Consider the following 21,317-nt stretch of genomic DNA (forward strand, 5'->3'; position numbering starts at 1 on the left):
TGCAGTGGATTATTTTAATTATCATGGTGCCGATTTGCTGGCAGAGCAGGTTCGGCTGGCCGATATAGCGCAGCAATACGGCACCCCGACTTATGTCTATTCCCGCGCCACCCTGGAGCGGCATTATCGTGCTTTTACCGATGCAGCTGGCAGCCAGCCACATCTGGTCTGTTATGCCGTCAAGGCCAACAGCAACATCGCCTTACTGAACTTACTGGCCAGATTAGGCAGTGGTTTTGATATTGTGTCCGAAGGCGAATTACGTCGCGTACTGCAGGCTGGCGGCAATCCGGCCAAAGTGGTTTTTTCTGGCGTGGGTAAAGCGGAAAGCGAAATCGAATTTGCCTTAAACACCGGCATCAAATGTTTTAATGTTGAATCTGAAGCCGAATTACACCGGATCGCCCGGGTGGCCGCGCGCCTTGGCAAAACGGCGCCGATTTCACTGCGGGTCAACCCGGATATTGATGCCAAAACCCATCCATATATTTCCACCGGTCTGAAGGCCAATAAATTTGGTATTGATATCACCGACGCACCGCGTATTTATCAGCTGGCCGCCGCTTACCCGCAGTTAAAAGTCTGTGGTGTTGATTGCCATATCGGTTCACAGCTGACGGAAACCCAGCCATTTTTAGATGCGCTGGACAAAGTGCTGGCGCTGGTGGATAAACTAACCACGCTTGGTATTGTGCTGTCGCATCTGGATATCGGTGGTGGTCTTGGCGTCACTTATCTGGATGAAACGCCGCCGCATCCGGCCGACTATGCTGCGCAAGTGGTGAAACGACTGACAGCCTATCCACACCTGACGCTGGTATTTGAGCCTGGCCGTGCCATTATGGCCAATGCCGGTGTGTTGCTGACCAAAGTGGAATATCTGAAACCTGGGCAGGAAAAACATTTTGCCATTGTCGATGCCGCGATGAACGACTTGATCCGGCCGGCATTATACAGCGCCTGGATGAATATAGTGCCGGTCAAGCTGCAACCAGAATTGCCACTGCACAGATATGATGTGGTCGGTCCGGTCTGTGAAACCGGCGACTTTCTGGGCAAAGACCGCGATTTAGCCATTGCCGAAGGTGACTTACTGGCAGTGCGCTCGGCCGGCGCTTATGGCTTTACCATGAGTTCCAATTACAACAGCCGGCCACGAGCCGCTGAGGTACTGGTCGACGGCAATCAACTGCATCTGGTGCGGCAGCGTGAACAATGGCAGGATTTATGGCAAGGTGAGCAACTGCTCCCAGCTTGAGCCTCAGCAAATAAATAAGGTTGGCATGTTATTACAGTTTTCTAAAATGCACGGGCTCGGCAACGACTTTATGATGGTTGATGCCGTCAGCCAGAATGTGTTTCTGACCAAAGAGCAGATTAAAGCGCTGGCTGATCGCAACTTTGGCGTCGGTTTTGATCAACTGTTGATGGTTGAGCCGCCTTATGATCCGGATTTGGATTTCCATTACCGTATTTTTAATGCTGATGGCTCAGAAGTGGAACAGTGTGGCAATGGCGCGCGCTGTTTTGCTAAATTTGTCCGCAATAAAGGCCTGACCAACAAACACAAAATTCATGTCAGTACCAAATCTGGCAAAATTTTGCTTTATGTTGAACAAGATGGTCAGGTCACAGTGAATATGGGAGTGCCGCAGTTTGAACCGGCCAGGGTGCCATTTAAAGCGCAGAAACAGGAAATTAACTACATCCTGCATGCTGAAAATGCCACTACTTTATGTGGTGTGGTGTCGATGGGTAATCCGCACGCCGTAATCACGGTGGATGACGTGCAAACCGCGCCTGTCCATAGCTGGGGCCCGGCCTTTGAGTTGCATGAACGCTTTCCGGAGCGCGCCAATATTGGTTTTATGCAAGTTTTAAATCCTGGCCATATCAAGTTAAGAGTATGGGAACGTGGTGTCGGCGAAACGCTGGCCTGTGGGACCGGCGCTTGTGCGGCTGCCGTGATAGGTCAGATGCAAAAAACGCTCGGCAGCAGTGTCAGAGTTGATTTACCTGGCGGAAGTCTGCATATTCGCTGGAACGGTCCGGGCCAACCGGTCAAAATGACCGGACCGGCCGAACACGTATTTGACGGCCAGTTGGTGCTTTAAATAAGCATGGCATTCAGGATGAGAGCCAGATGACGGATAAAGTGCCGAACCAAGATGCTGTGACAGAGGGGTGTATGACCGAAAGTACCAGGACTGAACAGAATAACAGCCAGCCAGCAGATCCGCAGTCACAGGCCGATCAACTGGTGGTGCAGTATTTACTGCAACATCCGGCATTTTTTCAGCTTCACCCGGAATTACTCAACAGGTTGCGGCTGCCGCATGCCCAGCGTGGCGCCGTGTCGCTGGTCGAACGGCAACTGGAAATGCAACGCGAGCGCATTCGCGGCCTGGAAGAAGATATCAACCGGTTGCTGACTGTAGCCCGCCAGAACGAACATATCTTTTTTGCCCTGAACCAGCTGCATCTGGATTTGTTATCGGCTCGCCAGCGCACCGATATCACGCTGGCGCTGAGCGCTTTTGCCAACAAAATGCCGCAGGTGCATGCCTGCACCTTGCTGGACTTTAACCATGAAGCGATGGGGCAACATTTCAGCGCGCTGCAAGGGTTGCTGCAACACAGGTTACAGCATCGCAGCCATTATTTTGGCCGGCTGAACAAAGATGAAATGGCCACCTTGTTTCCAGCGGACATTCATTCGGTCGCCTTGCTGCTGATTAGTCAGGCCGATAAGCCACTGGCGCTACTGGCGTTTGGCAGTCAGCTAGACGACCATTTCCAGCCCAGCATGGACTCGTTATTCCTCGACCATATCACCCGCCTGCTGGCCGTGGTACTACCGCGTTATCATCAGTACTAATCAGTTGCATAGCAGTAACGGTAACCCACGATGCGCCTGAATAAAGCTTTACAACCTTTCTCGGTTTTATCCTTTGATTTGGATGACACTTTATATCCGAATGCGGCAGTGATTGCCGGCGCCGAGCTTGCCATGCAACAACAACTGCAACGCCTGTTGGGAGATGTTAGTTACAACCAGCCTGAGTACTGGTGGCAACAACGTCAACTGCTGGCCGCGCAACAACCGCAGGTAAGGCATGATGTCAGCCGCTGGCGTTTACTGGCGCTGGAGCAAGGGTTAGTGGCGCAGGGCCACAGCCGCTGTAGTGCCGGCGATATCGCCGAAGTCGCGATGCTGGCATTTTTGCAGGCCCGCAGTCAGATCCAGCTTGCTCCAACAGTCCGGCCTTTATTGAGCAGGCTGGCCAGGCACTTTCGCCTGGTCGCCATTACCAACGGCAATGCCGACTTAGCACGCATGGGGATTGCTGATTTATTTCAGTTTGCGCTGCGCGCCGGCCCGGATGGCCGGATGAAACCTGAGGCGGATTTATTTTTGCAGGCCGCCAAAAAACTGCAACTGCCCCCAGGCCAAATCCTGCATATCGGTGATCATCCCAGCTCAGACGTGCAAGGGGCGCTTAACGCCGGTTGTCAGGCGTGCTGGCTGAATTTAGCGCCAGACAGTCCAAGCCGGTTACAAACCCTGCCGCACCTGGAGATCTGGCAACTCACTGAATTAGCAGCGCTGCTGCCGGACTGAGTTGCGGCGCAACCTGATAAAAACTAAGTCAGGCGCAGTTTTTTAAACGTCATCAAAACATCATTCAATTGCCGCATTTTTTTCATCCTGTCCGCTTAAATTCTGCCGGCCGCGGCGAACTGAATTGCGAATATTGTCCACAGAATCAACCATTTTTCTTGCACATTCGCCGCTGAACGCTGATTTCCCTTGCCGGAGTGGCCACAGTTTTTACTGTGCGCGCAGCCCAGGCTGGTGACCAGCTCCCGTTCCTTTGCAGTCAATGAGTTTTGCATGAAACAACTGAATCGTCGTGATTTTCTGAAAATTTCCGCTGTGGTGGCAGGTTCAGCCTGGCTGACCACCGTCAGTGGTTGTGCCGGCAGCAACGACAGCTTGCCTGACAATATGACCCCTATCCGCTTTGATCATGGTGTCGCCAGTGGCGATCCATTGCAGGATCGGGTGATCCTCTGGACCAGGGTCACACCAACCGAAGCGGTTCCAACGGTACAGTTATTACTGGAACTGGCCAGCGATGCTGAGTTTAGCCAGCAACTACAAAGGATCCGCCTGCAAGCCAGGGCCGAAGCAGATTATTGCTGCAAAGTGGATGTGACAGGTTTATTGCCGGGCCAGAGTTATTATTATCGTTTTGCCGACAGTCAAACGACTTCAGTCAGCGGTCACACCCGCACTTTACCAGCCGGCAGTCTGAGCGAACTGAAACTGGCAGCCGTCAGTTGCAGCAATTATCCAGCCGGTTACTTCCATGTTTATCAGGCGCTGGCCGCGCGCAAAGAGTTAGCCGCAGTGCTGCATCTGGGTGATTATATTTACGAATACGGGACTGGCGGTTATGCCGACGAAAATGCCGTTCGGCTTGGCCGCAGCCTGGCTGCTGACAACAATCAGGAAATTATCAGCCTGACTGACTATCGCCGCCGTTATGCCAAATACCGCACTGACAAGGCGCTGCAAGCCGCTCATCAGCAGCACGCCTTTTTGCTGGTGTGGGATGACCACGAAGTCTGTAACGATGCCTGGCTGGATGGTGCCGAGAACCACCAGAGCAACGAAGGCAGCTATCAGGCGCGCAAGCTGGCTGCGCTGCAGGCCTATTTCGAGTGGATGCCAATCCGGCCACAAGTCGATGCCGGTAAACCTTTGTACCGCCATTTCCGTTTTGGCGATCTGGCCAGCTTTTATCTGCTGGATACCCGCTTGGTGGCACGCAGCCAGCCGCTGGATTATGCCAACTATTTCAGTGCCGCCGGTTTTGACAGCAGCCGCTATAGTCAGGATCTATTGGCCTCTGGCCGGGCTTTACTGGGCCAGGAACAACTGCAGTGGCTGGGCGCAGAAATGCTGACCGCCGATACCCGCTGGCAAGTATTGGCGCAACAAGTACTGATGGCGCGGATGACGTTGCCGGCGGAACTGATCAGCGGTCTGGCCAATCCGGGCCCGGCCTTGTTGTCACAAATGCAAAGTTTTGCCATGCTGAAAAGCCGGCAACTGCAGCAAGATCCTACACTGACTAACGCCGAACTGGCGCGGTTAAATCAGCCGCGTTTACCTTATAACCTTGATGCCTGGGATGGTTACCCGGCAGAACGGGAGCAGTTGTATGCCATGTTCCGGCAACTGCAGAAGAAACTGGTGGTGCTGGCCGGCGATACCCACAATGCCTGGACTTCAGCGTTAACAGATATCAAAGGCCAAAGCGTCGGTGTGGAATTTGCTACCCCTTCGGTGTCATCACCGGGGCTGGAATCCTATCTGCAGCTGAATGAAAACCAAAGCAAGCAGTTGGCGCAGTTATTACCCTTACTGATTGATGAACTGGAGCAATGTGATGTCCGCCAGCGCGGTTTTATCGAGCTGACTTTTACACCACAACAGGTCAACTGCCAGTGGTATTTTGTCAGCAGCATTGTGCAGCCTGAGTTTGCGCTGCAAACCGGTTTTAGCCGCAGTTATCAGGCTTGATGGCCTGGTAACTGGTGAATCTCACTCAGATGCTGCCGGATATGTAACCAATGCGCGGCCTGGTAGTCTGTCTGGGTTAACACCCCGTAAGCAAAATGCTCAGCCAGCTGTTGGCTGAGTAAAAATTGCCGTAGGGCATCCAGCAATAGATCCAGCGCTTGCGGCAACGGCAGCGCTGGATCCAGTGCCGGCATCCCGGCGATTGGCTCGGTCAGCGGATGTTGCATCCTGCCTATCGATTTAAAGCTATGCAGCGCCAGCGGGCCAATGCTGTGGCGAAACCAGGCCGGTTTTGCCTCCGGATAGCCCTGATAAGACCCCGCCACACTTTGCGCCAGATGCTGAAAAATCTGACTGGCATTCCAACTGCCCTGACTGTGCAACTGAAAGCCAGCTTGAGTCAGTTGCCATTGCCAGTGCTGCAACTGCTGCAACAGAGTGGTTAAATCCGGCTGAAACCGGGCACTGCGCCAACCCATAGTTGCCAGACTGCAGGCAGCCAGCGCCAGACCGGAAAGTAAAAAAGTTCTGCGTTGCATCATGACTCCGTGCAGGCAGCCAGCAGATCCGGCGCCAGCTTGCTGATCAGGCAATCAGTCTGTCAGCTTAGCGCGCCTTAGTCTGTCAACTGACTGACAATCGGTCACAACAGCAATGACGAACCATAAATACGCTATTGATATCTGCCTGGTAGTCGGCAAAAGGTGCGCATTCGACAAAGCCAAAACGCTGATATAACGCCCGGGCCGGGGCAAAAAATGCCATGCTGCCGGTTTCCAGATATAACTGCTGATAACCCCGTGCTTGCGCGACATCGAACAAATGCTGCAACAGCAAGGCCGCAACACCCTGACGGCGAAATGGATCCGCCGTGCGCATCGATTTGATCTCAGCCTGCTTCAGAGTTAGTTGCTTTAATGCCGCACAACCGGCAAGCTGTTGCTGCTGCCAGATAGTCCAAAACGTGATGTCAGGCTGGCGTAATGCCGCTAAATCTAGGGCATGGACACTTTCCGCTGGCGAAGTACTGTGCATATCCGCCAGATGTTGTTGTAACAACGCCTGAATCGCTGACCCGGTTAAATCGTCGATAACAATCTGCATGCTCACCTCGCCCGCTGCTGGATCAATGCAGCATTTTTGCTGCAACCTGATGAATTTTCGCCAAAAATAACAGATAGATGCAATTTTCGCAGTTGAATTATTTTGCATTATTACCCTTTGTTCATCCTGCAGTCGTCGCTGGGCTTTTCGCCAGCTTTGCTGGAAACGGGTTTAGCCCGGCGGCAAGCCCTGATATACTGCCGTTCACTGTAAAATGCTGTACATATATCCATAGGCTGACCGGAATGGACGTTTCATTATTACTCGATGGTTTAAATGACAAACAACGGGATGCGGTGGCGGCACCGAGTCAGCATATGCTGATTTTAGCTGGCGCCGGCTCCGGTAAAACCCGGGTGCTGGTCCATCGGCTGGCCTGGCTGATGCAAGTTGAACGGGTGGCACCTTACAGCTTACTGGCGGTGACTTTTACCAACAAAGCGGCGCAGGAAATGCGCGCCCGCATCGAGCACACTGTGGGTGTCAGCCTGAATAATCTGTGGATGGGGACTTTCCATGGTTTGTCGCACCGGATGCTGCGGGCGCATTTTGCCGAAGCCAATTTGCCACAAGGATTTCAGATCATCGACTCCGACGACCAGTACCGGCTGGTGCGGCGGGTGCTCAAAGCACTGAATCTGGATGAAAAACACTGGCCGCCAAAACAAATTCAGTGGTTTATTAATGGTCGCAAAGATGAAGGTGAGCGGCCGGGCACTATGTCGCATGGCGGCGATTTTAATTTAGAAACCATGATTAAAATTTATGCCGCTTATCAGGATATGTGCGACCGTGCTGGCCTGGTCGATTTTGCCGAAATTCTGCTGAAAAGTTTTGAGCTGCTGAAAAATAACAGCGAAATCCGCAGCCATTATCAGCAACGCTTCCGGCAAATCCTGGTCGACGAGTTTCAGGACACCAACGCCATTCAGTATCAGTGGCTGCGGTTACTGGCGGGTAACCACGCCCGTGTGATGATTGTCGGCGACGACGACCAGTCGATTTATGGCTGGCGCGGCGCCAAAGTGGAAAATATCCAGACCTTCCTGCACGATTTCCCACAGCCGGTCACCATCCGGCTGGAACAGAATTACCGTTCTACCGGCACTATTTTAAAAGCCGCCAACGCCGTGATCGCCAATAACAGCGGCCGGCTGGGCAAAGATTTATGGACCGACGGTGCGGACGGCGAAGCCATTTCACTGTACAGCGCTTTTAATGAACTGGATGAAGCCCGCTTTATTGTCAGCCGCATTCGTGAATGGCGCCGTCAGGGCGGCAAATTGACCGAAGCGGCCATTTTATACCGCAATAACGCCCAGTCCCGGGTCCTGGAAGAAGCACTGATCCAGGATGGTATTCATTACCGGATTTATGGCGGACTGCGCTTTTATGAACGGCAGGAAATTAAAGACGCGCTGGCCTATTTACGGTTGATCAATAACCGCCAGGACGATGCGGCGCTGGAGCGGATAATCAATACGCCGACCCGCGGTATTGGTGACTCCAGCATGGACAAGGTGCGGGAATTTGCCCGCCGTGAACAACAAACATTGTGGCAAAGTTTGCAACAAATGGTGTTCCAGCAAGAGCTGACCGGTCGCGCCGCCAAGGCGGTGAATGCTTTTATGGAGCTCGTCAACAGACTGGATGATGAGATCCGCGATTTAGCGCTGGATGAACAGGCCGATCATGTGATCCATCAGTCCGGCTTGCATGCCATGTATCAGGCGGAAAAAGGCGAAAAAGCCCAAACCCGGATTGAGAACTTAAACGAACTGGTGAACGCCTGCGCCAACCAGAATTTTGCCGGCAATGAAGAGATGAGCCCGCTGTCGGCATTTTTGTCACAAGCGGCACTGGAAGCTGGCGAGTATCAGGCCGAAGAGCATTCAGATGCGGTGCAACTGATGACACTGCACACGGCCAAGGGACTGGAGTTTCCGCTGGTGTTTATCTGCGGTCTGGAAGAAGGCATGTTCCCCAGCCAGCAATCCGGCGATGATCCAACCCGGCAGGAAGAAGAACGCCGGCTCTGTTATGTCGGCATGACCCGCGCCATGCAAAAACTCTATCTGTGCCACGCCGAAAGCCGTCGTTTGTATGGCCAGGAACAATACAATAAACCATCGCGGTTTTTACGGGAAATTCCGGCTGAGTATGTGGAAGAAATTCGCCTGACCACCTCGGTCAGCAAGCCGACCCAGTTTAACCGCTTTGGCAGTGCCGCCAGTCACAGTGCTTTTGAAAATACCGGCTTTAAGCTGGGACAACGGGTGCTGCACGAAAAATTTGGTGAAGGGGTGGTGCTGAACTATGAAGGCACCGGCAGTCAGTCCAGAGTCCAGGTGAACTTTGATGAGCTGGGCAGCAAATGGCTGGTCACCGCTTATGCCAAATTAACACCGGTTTGAGCCTGCCAGCGCTATGACTGCCACAACAAACTGGACCGCTTTGTTGCTCGAATTACAACAGGCGCGCCACCAAGCCAGCCAGGCTAGCTGGCGACTGCCGGTGTGGTTAGCGCTGCCACAGCAACAAGCAGAGCAAGCCATGTTGGCTTTATTGGCTGCGACTGGCGCTGCGCAACAGCTGTACTGGTTGGGTTCGGCTATGCCTGGCCTGGCAGATGAGCCAGCGACGACTGCAGGCCCGGCCTTGCAAGCCGTGCGGCATAAATCGCAGTTGCTTGGCAGCGAGTGTGATGTGCTGATCATCAATGCTTTCGATGGCCTGGATTGGGATTTGCTGGCAGCCAGCGCGGGCACGGTCAGAGCCGGTGGCCTTTGGCTATTACTCACCCCACCCGTCAACGACTGGGCCAACTGGCCAAACCCGGCGGCACGGCGTTGGTTATCTTATCCACACCAGCAAGCGCCGACTTTTAGTCACTTTTTAACCTTTTGGCACAGCCAGCCGCAACCCAACTGGCTGCACTGGGATCAGCATGGGCTGCAACGCGGCTGGCAATTACCGGCAACAGCCGCAGTGCCAGAGCTGGCAACTGCGCCCTGGCCTTATCGCACTTCATGCCAGCAACAAGCCGTCAGCGCCATTCATCAGGTGCTGACTGGCCATCGCCGCCGGCCATTATTGCTGACCGCGCACCGGGGCCGGGGCAAATCTGCTGCTTTGGGTCTGGCTGCCGCTCAGTTACAACAACAAGGCAAAACCAGGCTGGTGATTACCGCAACCCGGCCGGAGGGGGCAGCCATCGCGCTGGCACAGGCCCGGCAGTTGTGGTCAGTGTTGGCGCAGCAATCAGACCCGGTGCCTGAGCTGGCGCTGCAGTTCTGGCCTTTAGATCGGCTGCTGGCAGAAAAACCGGCGCTGGATTTATTGCTGATTGACGAAGCAGCCGCAGTGCCGGCACCCCAGTTACAAGCGCTGGTGCAGCATTACAGCCGAGTGGTATTAGCCAGTACCGAACATGGTTATGAAGGCACAGGTCGCAGTTTCCAGCTGAAGTTTCAGACGTTTTTACAACAACATTGTCCGGGCTGGCGTAAACTGGAACTGCAACAGCCGATCCGCTATCAGGCGGAAGACCCACTCGAGCAATTGATCTTTCAGCGTTTTTTACTAGCCTCTCACCAATTGCCAGCGCTGGAGCTGACCCCATCACAACCAGCAGCATTGCCACAACTTCGGCTGGTGAGTCAGCAGGAATTACTGCAACAACCCGCTTTATTACATCACTGTTTTGCCCTGCTCAGTCTGGCGCATTATCAGACCGATGTGCTGGATCTGGTGGCCTTACTGGAAAATCCGGCGCTGCAGTTATGGCTGCTGCAACAACAGCAGCAGATCCTGGGCTGTGCTGTGGTCAGTTGTGAAGGCGAGCTCTCTGGCGCGTTATGTCAGCAGATTTATCAGGGTGAGCGCCGGGTACAAGGGCATTTACTGGCACAGAGTTTATGTTTTCATCTGGCCAGTCCGGCGCTTGCCAGCTTAAGCATGGCCAGAGTGCAACGTATTGTGATCAGACCTGAGCTGCAACAGCAAGGCTTAGGTACTTTGTTGTTACAACAACTGCAGCAACATTACCGCCAACAGGGCTTTGCCTTGCTTGGCAGCAGTTTTGGCGCCACCACTGAGCTGTATCATTTTTGGCAGCGACAAGGCTTGTTGCTGCTAAAAGTCAGCCCGCAGCCGGATGCCAGCAGTGCACAAGTATCTATTTTAATGGCGCAGGCGTTGCAAGCTGACTATCAACCGGAGCTGACAGCACTCAGTCAGCAATGCCGGCAGCAGCTGTACTGGCAACTGGCGAGCAGTCAGCGCCAGCTCACCGCTGAACTGGCACTGTGCTGGACCTTGCCGCCAGTCAGCGCCCTGACTGGCGCCGAATTACAGCAATTGCAACTATTTGCCACCGGACAGCGGCCTTATCCGCAGGTCGAAGTGCTGTTACTGTATTGGCTGCACCAGAGTTACCAGCAGTTACCAAGCAGTGACGCCCAACTATGGCTGAGATTATTGTGGCAAAAACACAGTCTCAGCGAACTCTGTGACAGCGGCCTGGCCAGTGGTAAAACGGCACTGCTGCAACAACTCCGGCAAAGTGTCCGCAATTGGTTCTGTCTTGTCCAACCCGCAGCGACAGGACCAACAATTTGAACCCAAAAATGATACATGATCCAGATCAAAGTTCAGTTGGCGCAAAGGGGTTAGACTATACTGCGGTATATCTGTGCGGCAGGGTCTGGCGTTTCATGTTACATCTGATGTTGGGTTGCCTGGCATTACTGACTGCACTGACCATTCAGGCGGCTTTACCACCGCTGAAACTTGGCATGTCGGCACCACTGACCGGAACTGCCATTCGCTTAGGCCAGGACTATCAGGCTGGTGCACAATTGGTATTAAGCAGCATCAACCAGCAAGGTGGGATTGCTGGCCGTCAGTTGCTACTGATCTGTCTGGATGATGGCTACGAACCCCTCAGAACTGTTGCCAATACCAGAAGTCTGCTGTTTGACCATCAGGTGATGGCTTTATTTGGCTACATTGGTACACCGACTTCGAGTGCAGTCCTGCCGATGCTGCGACAACTGCAAATACCCTATCTGGCCACCTTCAGCGGCGCCGATTTGTTACGTCAGTCGCAAGATCAGTTTATTTTTAATTTCCGCGCCAGTTATGCCCAGGAAGCGGCAGCACAAATCCGTTATCTGGTCGATCAACAAAAATTACGTCGTATCGCTTTATTGATCCAGGCCGATGAATTTGGCGCCACACTGGAACAACATTTCCTGCAACAGTTGCAAGCTCGGGGTATCACCCCAGTGTTGACCAGTCGGTTTGCCCGCAATACCACGGATGTCAGCAAAGTTGTCGCAGAGTTACAACAAGCCGCGCCTGAGCTGGTGCTGACTGTCGGTACTTATCCGGTGCTGAGTAAAGTGATCCATAGTGCCAGTCAGCAAGGTTTTCGGCCGGTGTTTAGTGTGGTGTCTTTTACCGGTGTATCTGAACTGGCGAAGTTACTGCCAGCCGGCAGTCAGGTGCTGGCCTCTATGGTCGTGCCGGATCCGACCACTGATCAGTCAATGCTGAGCCAGGCTTACCGCACGGCAGCGCTGGCCGCTGGACAACAAGCCAACGATGTCGGACTGGAAGCATTTGCCGCTGCGTCACTCTTGGTGCAGGCACTGCAAAGTTGTGCGCCAGAACTCAGCCGCGGTTGTGTATTACGCCAATTGCCACAACAGCAGCTGTTTGATTTTCCATTGCAGTATGACGCTCAGCGGCATCAGGCTTCACAACAGATTTATCTGGTGCAGGTGACTGCCAAGCGGCTGCAGCCCATCCAGCCGTTGGCAGTACTGACCCAACCGCAACCGAAACCTTAGTGATTAAAATAACCAGCACATTTTTTGGTGCCGTTTTTCGTCAGATAATACCTGTTACAGTTGGTATCATAACTACTGCCGGTGGCGGTAATTTGCCAGCCTGAAACATATACACCATGTAAATGAGTCCAACTGCCGTTTTGTTTTAAGCTCCAGTGCTGATGAGGTCCGGTGGAGGCTCCGCCATTACAGAGCGCCTGCCCCTGGGTGTTGGCCGGATTGGCAATAGCCGTATTTTTCTGCACATTGGCACCGGTGTTGTATTGCACATTCATCAAGTGATAATAAGTGGTAGACCAGCCACCACTATGCACCACTTCGGCAAAACAAGAAGAGTGACGTTTAAAACTGCCTGCAGCCGAAGCCGATACCCATTTATTTGACTGATTACTACCCCAACCGCCGCCTTGGCTCATATCCAGCGACGACATCGGATAGTTACCACTGCCGGTGTTGGTATGAGCGCCCCCGACATGCCAGGATTGCCCGAGTGGAAAAGGAAACTGCAAAAAGCCATTGGCCGGCCCCGCCAGCGGCACTGCTTGTCCAGTACCGCTCTGGCTTGACTCAGTCCGGCGCAATGCCGCAGGCGCCGCGGCACGGAATTCCTGCTGGAATAATTCCTGATACAAAGCCGCAAAATCAGCGCTGGCCTGCTGCAACATGGCTTGCTGAGGTTGTGCGCTCAAACGACTACTGCCATCGGCTGGCACAAATAAAAAATCCAGCACCGAAGCTGCTGCAATACCCGCAAATTCACGGCTGCCATCAGCACCAGGTTCTGCATACAGCCGTCGCGCCAGTTGATCCGCCACATCCTGATACTGGCTGGCAAAATCAGTTTTCTGTGATAAACCGGCAAAGGGCCGCAGCAATTGCTTTTTCTGGGTCGGGGCGGCGCGTAATAAACCTGACTGCTGTTCGATTAACGTCAGCATCACTTTCGGACTGATGCTGCTATAACCAGACCAGTGCGATATCACTTCGGCATAAGGCAATAAATGCGGCGCCTGTACCGCCAGATAAGCATCCAGATCAAACTGAAACATTTCATCGTAACTGTAAATCAGGGTGGCAGCGTTGCCAGTGTCAGACCAGTTGGGGCTCGTTGTTTCGGCCTGCGATGCACTGACGGCAGGCTCTGTCGCCAGCACCGCCGGACTTGCCAGCAGCGCCAACAATGACAGGACCATCGGTAACGAAGCCATTGCCACAGGTTTGATGGAAGATTTCAACAAAGGAAGATGATTCATAGGGTCGCTCGCTTATTGTGGGTTAATCTGCCCCACCACTGTAGCTAACCTGCTGACGGATAAAATATGACCAGCAAAATATCAAAAATTTGTCAGCTTGGTGTCATTCATTTGTCAACTGAGTAAAAATTAACCAAAAGTTGGGCTGTCCGTCAATAATTTACCTTGTTGATCTTTCGCCGATAACAGCGGCGGTTTGCCATGGCAAGGCCAGGTAATAGCCAGCGTTGGCTCCTGCCAGTGAATACAATGTTCATCGCCAGGCAGATAATAATCGGTACATTTATACTGCACTTCAGCTTCAGCCGAACAGACATAAAAGCCATGCGCAAAACCAGGCGGGATCCATAACTGCTGATGTTGCTCAGCATGCAAATACAGCCCAAGCCACTGAGCAAATGTGGGCGAATTGCGACGTAAATCGACGACTACATCAAAGACCTCGCCACTATTGACCCGGATCAGTTTACCCTGTGGCCGCTGCCATTGGTAATGCAAACCACGCAAAACGCCCTGAACAGATCGACTGAGATTATCCTGCACCAGTTGATAATCACCACAATGACGGACAAACTCCTGCTGACGAAAAGTTTCCAGAAAAAAACCACGTTCATCGGCATAACGGCTTGGCGTAAATAACATCAGGCCTGGCAAAGCTAAAGGTTGGCAATGCATTTCAGGACTCCAGCCGGTATTGCGACAACACCTGCACTAACTGACTTTGCCAGTCGGGTAATTGCAGACCAAAATGTTGTTCGACTTTGCCAAGTGCTAATCTGGAATTAAATGGCCGCGCCGCAGCTTGCGGATACAATTGCCGATAACGCGCGGTTGAGACTGCTGCGACTTCGGCTTGCAGCGCCATGCCCTGTTGTTGTAACTGCTGCAAAATAGCACAGGCAAAACCATACCAACTGGTTTCGCCCTGGCAGGCCAGATGATACAAACCGCCAGCCTCGCTGCGACCAGACAGTAACTGGCGCAATATCAACACAGCTTGTTGCGCCACCACACGGGCAGGTGTGGGGGCACCAATCTGATCGTCCACCACTTGTAAGCCTTGATTGTTGAGCATCCGCGGCAACACCGCCTGTAAAAAATGCCGGCCATGACTGTCATACAACCAACTGGTGCGCAGGATCAGCGCTTTGTTGCATAGCGCCAGCACCGCCTGATCACCCGCCAGTTTACTCGCGCCATACACCGACAGCGGTGCAGTGTGATCCTGTTCGGACCAGGGCAGTCTCCCTGCACCTGAATAGACATAATCACTGGAAATATGCACCAGCCAGCACTGACGACGGGCCGCTAGTTGCGCCAGCGCTTCCGGCAAGCTGGCATTGAGCAAAAAAGCCTGTTCAGTGGCACTTTCGGCTAAATCGACAGCGGTAAAACCGGCAGCATTGACAATCACAGTTGGCGCCAGCGCCGCGACCCGGATGGCAGTCGCGGTGGTATCGGCAAAATCGACTTCAGCCCGGCTTAACGTCAGCACCTGACCCAAACCAGTTAAACTGCGCGCCAGTTCGGCGCCAAGTAAGCCATAAGGCGCCAGCAGCACAATGCGCTGTAAGGCAGCACGGGATGAGGTCGGACGTGGCATTGCTGACCTTTTGACTGAAGCAGCGTCAGCTATCTAGCAGCACCGCAGTGAATGAAAGGGGGTCATTTTTCACAATCTACCGGCAAAAGGCAAGACAGTTTCAGCCAGTTACAAATGCCTGACGTTTGCAGGCAGCGCAGCCTTGCAGTTTCTGCTATGATCGCCGCGTTATTTTCAGCAGTTTCCATTCGAACTTTTATTGCTGTGACCGGCCAGACAGGACCCTTATGATTAACTATTTTCGTGTGTTAGGTGTCAAAGCCAACGCTTCTGAAGACGAAATTAAAAAAGCCTATAAGCGGCTTTCCAACAAATACCATCCGGATAAATTACTGGCATTGTCCGACGATGAAAAAGAACAGGCTGGGTTGCAGTTACATCGGGTGAAAGAAGCCTATGATGTGTTATCTGATGCGAAAAAGCGCGCCGCTTTTATTAAAGATTTTAACAACGTGATAGTGACGGATCCGGCCGCAGCGATGAAAGAGCTGTGGGACCAATATTATCCGGCAATCTGACGACAGGACAGGCCAATGAGCAAAAAATTTGATTCAAACCGGTTACAGCAGTTAAAAACCGATGCCTTTGAAAACATCGAATCTTACAACGATCCGGACACGCCAAAAGCACTGGCAAATTTTACCAGCCAAATCAAGAAAGTACTGGAAGCCGATCCAGAAATGTTGCAATCAGTGCCCGAATATTTGCCGGTGGCTTTATATGGCCGGGTCAAGTTCACTCCGGAAGCCAAACTGAAATGGGCGCAATGGCTGAAAACCAATCAACAACCAGACTGGGATCAGTTTAAAACTTCAGTCGCCTTTAACAATGATGATCTGCCGCTGGTGAAAACAGTGCGGGCCTACAGTGAAAGTTTGCTGATTGAAGCATGCGCCGTGTTATATCTGTTGTCGTTTGAAAGTTCGACCCCGCAGCCACGTAGCAACAGCGATGAAGATGGCTATGAAGAAGACGAAGATCAGCATGATGAACGCGATCAGGTGGCGGATGATTATGAGGGCCGCGATGATGAAGACGAAGACGGTTATGATGATCAATATGATGAAATTACCTTTAAAGGGGAAGGTCGTTAATGAACAGTCTGATTGAAATTGCAGTGGCCGAAATCAAACAACTGGCCGTGGTGGAACCGAAACAGGCCAGCAAAAAATTCGAGCTGATGGCCAATACCATGTCTGATGCGCAACTGGTTGAAGTGATTGAAAATATTGATATTGTCACCTTAACGCAAATCAACAGCCAACATGATATCTCTTTCCCTTCTATTATTTCTGAACTGATGACGGCGGAAAAAATCCGCGACATCGTCTGTCAGCAGCCTTTGTACTGGGAAGAAAAAATCAAAAACAATGCCGATGAATTAAAACAGCATACCTTTGATTTTTTGACCTATTTGATCCGCACTCAGGACAGTGAAGATAAACAAGCCGAAATCTTAGAATGCATTGCCGAAGATCCGGCCGGTTTGTTTTATTTATCCATTCCGTTTATTGAACTCTATCGCGGCGAAATCGTCGAGGATGAGGATGAAGTGCATGATTTATTACATGAAGAAGAGCAAGATCTGGAAGAAGCGGTCAGTTATACCGAACGCCATCTGAATGAAGAAGTGCATGGCCTGGGTTTTGATGACCCACGCAGTTTACTGGCACTGATCAGACAACTGACACCTCAGGTCGAGCAATCGATTAAGAGTTTGATCCGTAATGAAAACTCCGGTTGGGAGCACATCATTAATAAATTTGCCACTGAGCTGGTGATGCAGGCAAAAGAGAAAAACCAGGCCACTGACGAATACGCAGAAGTGGATGATATGTTTAGTTTTCTCGACTAAGTCCGGCCAAACATCGCATAGGCAGCAAAGGAAATATCATGCAGTTAGTATTAAGGGAAGCCGGCCAGGGTCCGTTTTTGACCAAGGTGATCCACTATGGTCTGGCCCAGCAAAAAATCAGCGCGGTGCAGCTTGAGCAAATCAAGAGTAAAGCAGTGCTGATGAGTTTAAAGTTTGCCGATAAATTTTATAACAAATACAAAATGCATCTGCTGGAACAAGCGTCCCACGATATTATCGGGGTCGCCAGTTTGGGCCTGGCCGAGTTATCTGGCCAGGATCCGGATAAAGCCTTAGAGTTGCTGCTCAGTCCGGAAGGTATTGTCAAACCCTTTCAGAAAGGCTGGAGTATGCTCAGTCAGGTCAGTTGGACCAGTGCGGGCCGCAAGTCATTATATGGCGAAGTGGAAGCCCAACTGCTGTCAGATATTGCCAGTCCACCGGATGCCGAAGAATGGCAAGGACCTGGCAGTTACCAGCATGCTTTGCAGGAATGGCTACGCCGCCAGGCTATCACCGTGATGAAACAAACCTTTTTTTATCACACCCAACTGGATGAGTTTGAACATTTCAGTCTGGAAGGTATGTTGGCTGAAGTGGTGTTGTACCGGCTCTGTTGCAATGGAGACAAAGTGAAACAGGATTTAAAACAACGGCTGCGCCATGTGCAATTGCAAGACAGCTGGTTTGATGTTGAGTTCCTGTTACAACAAACTCAGCAGGTACTCAGCCTGCTGCCAGCCGGCTTTGCCAGCGCCGTCAGCACAGATCTGGGCAGCAACTTCGCGCCAGCTTTGCTGAAAACGCTGAATTTTGCCCGTAGTTATCAAAAATTGCTGGCCGAAAACGCCTCACCGGAGCGCCGCGATGCCTTTGAACATAAACAAGGTTTGCAGAATCCGTTATTAGGCTGGCCACAGTATCTGGAAATGTAACCTCAGCTATTGCAGCTGAATTTCAAATCATTTAACGAGCACCACCGGTTCGATCAAACCGCCAGTCGGACCGGTTTCAGCGCTTTGCAGCCGGCCTTTGTTAACAAACCCCCTGCCTTGAAAACTGTCAACATAACATGCCTTAAACTTTGCTAACTTCTGTCGAGAAAATCATATATTTTTCGACCGAAAATGCGTACTATTTTGCCGCAACCTGCTAACCAGGCTGCTACACAAGTCATTCAAAAATAAAAATTGCACCAGCAAATCAATGTTCTCATGGAGAGATAATGAAATTATCCCATATTGCACTAGCCACTTCTGCTTTACTGGCATTAAATGGCTGTTTAAAAGTCAAAGACAATAATAACAGTGAAATGGTTGCACAAGCTATTGATAAGCAGACAACTGCTCAACAACAACTTGCCGCTGAACAACAAAAAAAACAACAACTGACATTAAATGGTTTAGTGCGCGGTTATCAGGATTCCGTCGATTTAACCAATGCGCAAGTGCGTTTACTGATTGGCAATACTCTGACTGAACCGGTGAAAGTGGTCGATGGTAAATATAGCTTCAGTAATGTGCCGAAAGGCTCAAGCATTGCAGTTATCGTTGAAAATAAAGAAAAAAATGTTAACTTTGTCACTGAGGTCGTCACTTTATCCACCACCTCAGCGGTCACAGAAAATGCCGTGCAACAAGTCCCCCTGATCACCGTGGCTAAACCAGTTAGCTATAAATTCCAAGTGTTGGATCAGAAAACCAACTTGCCACTGGAATTACCGAAGGTCTATGCCAATACCAATGCAGCAACCTCTTCATTACTGCTGGATGACTATGTGCTGAAAGCAAGTTTTGACAAAGCCAGCGGCGACTATAGCATTACCTTACCCGGCAATTTCCAAAACATGATTTTGGCTGAGCTGGATCTGGATAAAGACGGTCTGAAGGACTATAAGTCTGAAGAAGGTACAAACGTGCTCTTTACCCGCAGCACTCTGAGCGATGGTTATATCTACCTGGAGCCTGTGGTGCAAAACTATCAGGAAGTCGCCTTTAAGATGGTGTTTGCGGACTCAGTGAGTTCGACCTTCCTGAACGTCCCTTTTATGCTGGTGAACAATAACAAACAACCTGTACAACGGATCGCTTCAACCGCCAATGACAGCTTTAACGGCAAAGTCAGATTTTATGGCTCAATTGTGCATGTGCAAATTCCACAATTTGATACAGAAACAAAACGTTATGAATCAACTTGGTTGACTATTACCAAACTTGATAATGAGCGTTTTGACATTAATGGTACTCAGTATAAAATTGCCAACGGCATCTTAAATCTGAGTGCGGTATTAAGCGGTGACGATAAATCAGTTGCAGCTAGTTTGCGTGTTGTGAATGCACCGCAACAAGTCGTGAATAATAGCTTAAATTACTTGTTTAACCTGCCAGTCGGGCTGGAAGCAAACAGCTTTACTCTGCAATCCTTAGGTGAAATTACCGTCACACCAGGTTCAGATCTGCCTGGGGCCCCAGCCAAAGGCACCACCAGAATCGCACCTGCTGCCAGCGCATCGGTCCCTTTTACCATGTTACATAATGACACTGTTGCCAGTCTGAATTTAACGGCTTTGATTAAACCTGGCCAGCAACAACGCCTCCACCTGAACGAAGCAGGAACCCTCGGCAATGCCCGCAACAAGCTAAGTGGTGCGCTGGAAACACTGACCAGTGACACTATGCTCATCGAATCGGCTGTCACGACAGAATTTAAACCTGAAGATATTCGCATCGATAATATGAACTACTTTAGCGGCGGCAACTTAGTAGTGCCGACCACCACTGCCGGTGTGATGAATAGCGCCTGGCTGAATAATTATGCGTGGCGATTTGCGGTGTTGTTGCCGGAATCTGCCTTGTCGTTGTCGCAACTGGAGTATAAGTTAAGCTATAACAACCGCCAACTTACGCGAAATGTGGTGTCACCAAGCGCGCATCAATACAAAGTTGCAGTGCCATTAGCGGAAAATGAACAGATCGCGATCCAAGGTAATGTCTGGGATGGCTATTTGGGGACGGAAAGTAAAGGCATGGCAACTGCCGGTCGTTTTTATCAGGAGATCGTTTATTTTTATGACAATCTGCCGGATCACACTGCTGCTGCACCGGTGCTGATGACGCTGGACTACAGCTATCTGACCAAAGCTGGTGTGAAAGTATCTGGTACAGTGCAACTGCCGGTATTGTAACCACAGTCTGATATTAATCAGCCCCTTTGAAATGCAAATGGCCCTGTGATACAGGGCCATCTTTTTATTTAATTTCAGCTGATACTGTCAGTTGTCTAACCAGGCCGACTCCGCCAATCGCTGTAATTGTTGTAACTTTTGCTGCAGCGCTTCTCTCTCCTGCGCCAGCATTTCCCGCTCGGTCAGCAGATCATAACTGAGATTTAGCGCGGCCAGCACTGCCGCTTGTTCGGCATTCAGTTGCCGGCTGCGTTCTTTCATCGCCGCAATCTGCTGATTCAGCAACACTGCAGCTTCTTCTAATCCTGCTTGCTGCTGTGCCGGTACCCGCAACTTATAATTGCGACCGGCGATGTCCAGCGCCAGTTCAATCATGGCAGGCGACTGCATCCCTTAACGGCCAGCCGGGATCAGCGCCAATAACGCGTCCAGTTGTTGCGCTGTGGCTTGTTGTTGTTCTTCCGCTTCCATCGCAGCCAGTTGCAGTGATTCCAGCTCGTCTTGTTTTTGCGCCAGTTGTTGCTGTAAAGCGGCCAGTTGTTGCTCAGCTTGCTGCTGCTGTTGCTGCAACTGCTGTTGTAACTGTTGGTTCTGGCTGATTAAACCTTGAATAGCACTTTCTAACTGACTGAATTGATTATTAAACATACAAAAAAATATCCGATAAATAGCAAAGCTGACAAAGGGCGCAGGATAGCAGCAATGCCGGTAAAAGACAGCCGCTTTCTGTCATTCATTTGCAACAACCCATGGGGTTGTTTTACGGTAACCATAGCCTTGCTTGTTGCGCCTTCAGCACAGATGAGATGCCCACTCTGTTGGGCATCGCAGGTGACCTGCAGGGTCGGCTGCAATAGCCAACACTGCAGA

The 21,317-nt window shown here is 51.3% G+C and carries 20 protein-coding genes; 13 read left to right on the plus strand and 7 right to left on the minus strand.

Annotation, left to right across the window (positions count from 1 at the left end):
- The first annotated feature begins 4 nt into the window (after positions 1-4).
- The 5 genes from lysA (at position 5) to AC53GJ_RS19900 (ending at position 5,593) form a co-directional block, all read left to right on the plus strand.
- A complete protein-coding gene (gene lysA, locus AC53GJ_RS19880) occupies positions 5-1,258 on the plus strand; it encodes a diaminopimelate decarboxylase (protein ID WP_496730134.1) in 1,254 nt (417 codons plus the stop codon).
- A gap of 25 nt (positions 1,259-1,283) precedes the next feature.
- Positions 1,284-2,114: a diaminopimelate epimerase gene (gene dapF / locus AC53GJ_RS19885; RefSeq protein WP_496730135.1), complete on the plus strand. Its 831-nt coding sequence runs from the start codon at positions 1,284-1,286 to the stop codon at positions 2,112-2,114.
- A gap of 29 nt (positions 2,115-2,143) precedes the next feature.
- Entirely contained in the window at positions 2,144-2,878 is a 735-nt protein-coding gene (locus tag AC53GJ_RS19890) for a DUF484 family protein (RefSeq protein ID WP_496730136.1), read from the plus strand.
- A 30-nt stretch (positions 2,879-2,908) separates the two neighbouring features.
- Positions 2,909-3,622, plus strand: coding sequence for an HAD-IA family hydrolase (locus AC53GJ_RS19895; protein ID WP_496730137.1), 714 nt, complete (start codon positions 2,909-2,911; stop codon positions 3,620-3,622).
- Between the two features lie 273 nt (positions 3,623-3,895).
- Positions 3,896-5,593, plus strand: coding sequence for an alkaline phosphatase D family protein (locus AC53GJ_RS19900; RefSeq protein WP_496730138.1), 1,698 nt, complete (start codon positions 3,896-3,898; stop codon positions 5,591-5,593).
- Here the strand turns inward: AC53GJ_RS19900 and AC53GJ_RS19905 are convergent.
- Both AC53GJ_RS19905 and AC53GJ_RS19910 read right to left on the minus strand, forming a co-directional pair.
- A complete protein-coding gene (locus AC53GJ_RS19905) occupies positions 5,584-6,135 on the minus strand; it encodes a DUF1569 domain-containing protein (RefSeq protein WP_496730139.1) in 552 nt (183 codons plus the stop codon). The genes AC53GJ_RS19900 and AC53GJ_RS19905 overlap by 10 nt on opposite strands.
- An 82-nt stretch (positions 6,136-6,217) precedes the next feature.
- Positions 6,218-6,697 carry a GNAT family N-acetyltransferase gene (locus tag AC53GJ_RS19910; protein WP_496730140.1) on the minus strand — a complete coding sequence of 160 codons (480 nt, stop codon included), beginning with the start codon at positions 6,695-6,697 and terminating at the stop codon, positions 6,218-6,220.
- A 245-nt stretch (positions 6,698-6,942) separates the two neighbouring features.
- On the opposite strand from AC53GJ_RS19910, the gene uvrD reads away from it, so the two are divergent.
- The 3 genes from uvrD to AC53GJ_RS19925 all read left to right on the plus strand — a co-directional run bounded on the left by uvrD (position 6,943) and on the right by AC53GJ_RS19925 (position 12,552).
- Positions 6,943-9,111 (plus strand): DNA helicase II, encoded by a 2,169-nt coding sequence (uvrD, locus tag AC53GJ_RS19915; RefSeq protein ID WP_496730141.1) that lies wholly within the window; start codon positions 6,943-6,945, stop codon positions 9,109-9,111.
- 13 nt (positions 9,112-9,124) lie between these two features.
- Positions 9,125-11,317 carry a GNAT family N-acetyltransferase gene (locus tag AC53GJ_RS19920; protein ID WP_496730142.1) on the plus strand — a complete coding sequence of 731 codons (2,193 nt, stop codon included), beginning with the start codon at positions 9,125-9,127 and terminating at the stop codon, positions 11,315-11,317.
- Between the two features lie 95 nt (positions 11,318-11,412).
- Complete coding sequence (locus tag AC53GJ_RS19925; RefSeq protein WP_496730143.1) at positions 11,413-12,552, plus strand: ABC transporter substrate-binding protein; 1,140 nt, start codon at positions 11,413-11,415, stop codon at positions 12,550-12,552.
- On the opposite strand, the gene AC53GJ_RS19930 is transcribed toward AC53GJ_RS19925, so the two are convergent.
- The 3 genes from AC53GJ_RS19930 to rfbD all read right to left on the minus strand — a co-directional run bounded on the left by AC53GJ_RS19930 (position 12,549) and on the right by rfbD (position 15,408).
- Positions 12,549-13,805 (minus strand): M23 family metallopeptidase, encoded by a 1,257-nt coding sequence (locus AC53GJ_RS19930; protein ID WP_496730144.1) that lies wholly within the window; start codon positions 13,803-13,805, stop codon positions 12,549-12,551. The two genes, AC53GJ_RS19925 and AC53GJ_RS19930, sit on opposite strands and share 4 nt — an antisense overlap.
- Positions 13,806-13,934: 129 nt before the next feature.
- Positions 13,935-14,480: a dTDP-4-dehydrorhamnose 3,5-epimerase gene (gene rfbC / locus AC53GJ_RS19935; RefSeq protein WP_496730145.1), complete on the minus strand. Its 546-nt coding sequence runs from the start codon at positions 14,478-14,480 to the stop codon at positions 13,935-13,937.
- A gap of 1 nt (position 14,481) precedes the next feature.
- Positions 14,482-15,408, minus strand: coding sequence for a dTDP-4-dehydrorhamnose reductase (gene rfbD, locus AC53GJ_RS19940; protein ID WP_496730146.1), 927 nt, complete (start codon positions 15,406-15,408; stop codon positions 14,482-14,484).
- A gap of 227 nt (positions 15,409-15,635) precedes the next feature.
- Here rfbD and atcJ point away from each other — a divergent pair, with 227 nt between their 5' ends.
- The 5 genes from atcJ (at position 15,636) to AC53GJ_RS19965 (ending at position 20,447) form a co-directional block, all read left to right on the plus strand.
- The gene (gene atcJ / locus AC53GJ_RS19945) at positions 15,636-15,926 is read left to right on the plus strand and encodes a cold adaptation protein ActJcold adaptation protein ActJ (protein WP_496730147.1); all 291 of its coding nucleotides are present in this window, start codon (positions 15,636-15,638) and stop codon (positions 15,924-15,926) included.
- Positions 15,927-15,941: 15 nt separating this feature from the next.
- Positions 15,942-16,502: a cold adaptation protein AtcA gene (gene atcA, locus AC53GJ_RS19950; RefSeq protein WP_496730148.1), complete on the plus strand. Its 561-nt coding sequence runs from the start codon at positions 15,942-15,944 to the stop codon at positions 16,500-16,502.
- On the plus strand, positions 16,502-17,263 hold the full coding sequence (atcB, locus tag AC53GJ_RS19955) for a cold adaptation protein AtcB (RefSeq protein ID WP_496730149.1): 762 nt from the start codon (positions 16,502-16,504) through the stop codon (positions 17,261-17,263). Before atcA ends, atcB begins: the two co-directional genes overlap by 1 nt.
- A gap of 38 nt (positions 17,264-17,301) precedes the next feature.
- Positions 17,302-18,198 carry a cold adaptation protein AtcC gene (gene atcC, locus AC53GJ_RS19960; RefSeq protein ID WP_496730150.1) on the plus strand — a complete coding sequence of 299 codons (897 nt, stop codon included), beginning with the start codon at positions 17,302-17,304 and terminating at the stop codon, positions 18,196-18,198.
- A gap of 290 nt (positions 18,199-18,488) precedes the next feature.
- The gene (locus tag AC53GJ_RS19965; protein ID WP_496730151.1) at positions 18,489-20,447 is read left to right on the plus strand and encodes a hypothetical protein; all 1,959 of its coding nucleotides are present in this window, start codon (positions 18,489-18,491) and stop codon (positions 20,445-20,447) included.
- An 87-nt stretch (positions 20,448-20,534) separates the two neighbouring features.
- Here AC53GJ_RS19965 and AC53GJ_RS19970 read toward each other — a convergent pair whose 3' ends face one another.
- Both AC53GJ_RS19970 and AC53GJ_RS19975 read right to left on the minus strand, forming a co-directional pair.
- Positions 20,535-20,837, minus strand: a complete 303-nt coding sequence (locus tag AC53GJ_RS19970; RefSeq protein WP_496730152.1) for a cell division protein ZapA — start codon at positions 20,835-20,837, stop codon at positions 20,535-20,537.
- A gap of 3 nt (positions 20,838-20,840) precedes the next feature.
- Positions 20,841-21,095, minus strand: coding sequence for a hypothetical protein (locus AC53GJ_RS19975; protein ID WP_496730153.1), 255 nt, complete (start codon positions 21,093-21,095; stop codon positions 20,841-20,843).
- Between the last annotated feature and the right edge of the window lie 222 nt (positions 21,096-21,317).

It is taken from the genome of Rheinheimera sp. B2H12, from assembly GCF_059620065.1.

Bases quoted from the DNA above. Each gene is read 5' to 3' on its own strand.
- AC53GJ_RS19920 (WP_496730142.1), top strand. From the start codon at position 9,125: ATGACTGCCACAACAAACTGGACCGCTTTGTTGCTCGAATTACAACAG.
- uvrD (WP_496730141.1), top strand. From the start codon at position 6,943: ATGGACGTTTCATTATTACTCGATGGTTTAAATGACAAACAACGGGAT.
- rfbC (WP_496730145.1), bottom strand. From the start codon at position 14,480: ATGCATTGCCAACCTTTAGCTTTGCCAGGCCTGATGTTATTTACGCCA.
- AC53GJ_RS19905 (WP_496730139.1), bottom strand. From the start codon at position 6,135: ATGATGCAACGCAGAACTTTTTTACTTTCCGGTCTGGCGCTGGCTGCC.
- atcC (WP_496730150.1), top strand. From the start codon at position 17,302: ATGCAGTTAGTATTAAGGGAAGCCGGCCAGGGTCCGTTTTTGACCAAG.
- AC53GJ_RS19965 (WP_496730151.1), top strand. From the start codon at position 18,489: ATGAAATTATCCCATATTGCACTAGCCACTTCTGCTTTACTGGCATTA.
- AC53GJ_RS19925 (WP_496730143.1), top strand. From the start codon at position 11,413: ATGTTACATCTGATGTTGGGTTGCCTGGCATTACTGACTGCACTGACC.
- atcJ (WP_496730147.1), top strand. From the start codon at position 15,636: ATGATTAACTATTTTCGTGTGTTAGGTGTCAAAGCCAACGCTTCTGAA.
- AC53GJ_RS19970 (WP_496730152.1), bottom strand. From the start codon at position 20,837: ATGCAGTCGCCTGCCATGATTGAACTGGCGCTGGACATCGCCGGTCGC.
- AC53GJ_RS19895 (WP_496730137.1), top strand. From the start codon at position 2,909: ATGCGCCTGAATAAAGCTTTACAACCTTTCTCGGTTTTATCCTTTGAT.
- AC53GJ_RS19975 (WP_496730153.1), bottom strand. From the start codon at position 21,095: ATGTTTAATAATCAATTCAGTCAGTTAGAAAGTGCTATTCAAGGTTTA.
- rfbD (WP_496730146.1), bottom strand. From the start codon at position 15,408: ATGCCACGTCCGACCTCATCCCGTGCTGCCTTACAGCGCATTGTGCTG.
- AC53GJ_RS19910 (WP_496730140.1), bottom strand. From the start codon at position 6,697: ATGCAGATTGTTATCGACGATTTAACCGGGTCAGCGATTCAGGCGTTG.
- dapF (WP_496730135.1), top strand. From the start codon at position 1,284: ATGTTATTACAGTTTTCTAAAATGCACGGGCTCGGCAACGACTTTATG.
- AC53GJ_RS19930 (WP_496730144.1), bottom strand. From the start codon at position 13,805: ATGAATCATCTTCCTTTGTTGAAATCTTCCATCAAACCTGTGGCAATG.
- atcA (WP_496730148.1), top strand. From the start codon at position 15,942: ATGAGCAAAAAATTTGATTCAAACCGGTTACAGCAGTTAAAAACCGAT.
- AC53GJ_RS19890 (WP_496730136.1), top strand. From the start codon at position 2,144: ATGACGGATAAAGTGCCGAACCAAGATGCTGTGACAGAGGGGTGTATG.
- atcB (WP_496730149.1), top strand. From the start codon at position 16,502: ATGAACAGTCTGATTGAAATTGCAGTGGCCGAAATCAAACAACTGGCC.
- AC53GJ_RS19900 (WP_496730138.1), top strand. From the start codon at position 3,896: ATGAAACAACTGAATCGTCGTGATTTTCTGAAAATTTCCGCTGTGGTG.